Raw genomic sequence first — 1867 nt, forward strand, 5'->3', positions numbered from 1 at the left:
CCTGGTCCGCAAACTCGATGTGCGCGCCGGGTCGCTCACCGCGTGGGTGTGTCGCCATCTTGCCGAGCGATTCGACTACGTGTGCGTGGAAACCGCCGACGATCTGCGCCGCGTCTCCCGCGGTGTCACCCGGTCCGGGCAGGTCAAACACGGACCCGACCGTCACGAGAAGGACGACCGGCGCCGCATCGACGACCGCAGCCGGTGGGTACTGGGCTTCGACAACGAGGCCAAGCTGATCGATCTGCGCGGACGCATCGACGCCGTCGAGGGGGACATCGCCGGACTGGAACGACGGCAGAAGGCGCTCGAACAGTCCGAGGACAATGTGCAGCAGCGCCGCCAGTCCGGCGCAGCGATCCGCGAATCCTCCTGGGCGGAAATCGATGTCGAATCGGCCCATCGGGCACTCGACGCGATCGATACCCGGCTGCAGGACTGGATGCAGGACAACACCGAGTACACGACCCTCACCGCCGAACTGGAACGCGCCCAGGCCGAGGACCGGGCCGCGCGGCAGGCCCACACCGCCGCCCGCGCCAAACTCGACCAGCACCGCGACGAACTCGCCGCGGTACAGCAGCGCCTCGACGACGCGCGCACCCACATCGGTGGCACCGTCCCGGACGTCGTCGCCGCCCGGATCCGCGCGCGATTTGCCGCCTCGGTACGACGCGTCACCGCCGACAACGTCGACCGCACTCTGAGCACAGTGGGCCGGGCCATCAGCGACGAATTGCGCGCGGCCCAGCGCGCCACGGCCGATGCCGAACAGCACATCACGCGGATTCTCACGGCGTACCTCGCCGAATGGGAGGCGCGGCGGGCCGAGATGCGTCCCGACGCCGAATACGTCGACGACGCGATCGCCGTCCTGGCCCGGCTGCGTTCCGACAATCTGCCCGCCTACGAGGACGAATTCTTCCGGCTGTTGCGCGAACAGTCGCATCGGAACATCGGTGAGCTCGCGCGGGCGATCCGCAAGGCACCCGGCGAGATCCGTTCGCGCATCGAACCGGTGAACGAGTCGCTGCGCCGCTCCCCGTTCGACACCGATCGGATCCTGCGCATCGATGTGAAGGACCGCCGCTCCCCCGCCGCCTCGGAGTTCCTCGCCGAGCTGGTGCGAATCACGAGCGGGTCCTGGAAGGAGGAGGATCGCGGCGAAGCCGAACTCCGATTCGAGCAGATGGCGGCTGTGCTCGAGCGCCTCGACTCGGGCGAACCCGCGGACCTCCGGTGGAAGCGCCTCGTGCTCGACACCCGGCTGCACGTCGGATTCATCGGCGTCGAGGTCGATTCGGAGGGCAACGACGCGAACTACCACGATTCGAGTTCGGGATTGTCGGGCGGGCAGGCACAGAAGCTGGTGTTCTTCTGTCTCGCCGCGGCCTTGCGCTATCAGCTGGCGGCGGACGGCGACGAACTCCCGCGGTACGGCACGGTGATCCTCGACGAGGCGTTCGACCGCGCCGACCCGGCATACACCCGGCGCGCACTGGATGTGTTCACCCAGTTCGGTTTTCACATGGTGCTCGCGACCCCGCTCAAGCTGCTGCAGACTCTCGACGACTACATCGACGGTGTCGCGTCGGTGAGCATCCGAGACAAGCGGTACTCGCAGTTGGCGTTGCTGCCGATCCGTGACGGCGGCGAGGACACGGAGTGAAGTGGGTGCCACCCGGCGCGGTGAGTGCCAAGGCACTGGCCGCGTACCGGAACCGGCGGGCACGCTGGATTGCCGATCCCGTTGCGGCCGAGTCCGATGCGCTGTCGATCGCGCTGCATCCGCCGTCCGAGGTGCGGGTGGCGGACGACCCCGACGCCGCGGTCGCGTGGGTACGCGAGTGGCACCGGTATTCCGGTC

The 1867-nt window shown here is 68.3% G+C and carries 1 protein-coding gene and 1 pseudogene; both read left to right on the forward strand.

Annotation, left to right across the window (positions count from 1 at the left end):
* A partial coding sequence (locus I0Q12_RS08050) for an ATP-binding protein (protein WP_269437576.1) occupies positions 1 to 1669 on the forward strand: 1669 nt, incomplete at its 5' end.
* Positions 1666 to 1867 (forward strand): annotated as a pseudogene (locus I0Q12_RS32355) (hypothetical protein); the annotation flags it as partial. The gene I0Q12_RS08050 and the pseudogene I0Q12_RS32355, both read left to right, overlap by 4 nt.

It is taken from the genome of Rhodococcus sp. CX (assembly GCF_015865005.1).
In the GTDB taxonomy this organism is placed as follows: domain Bacteria; phylum Actinomycetota; class Actinomycetes; order Mycobacteriales; family Mycobacteriaceae; genus Rhodococcus.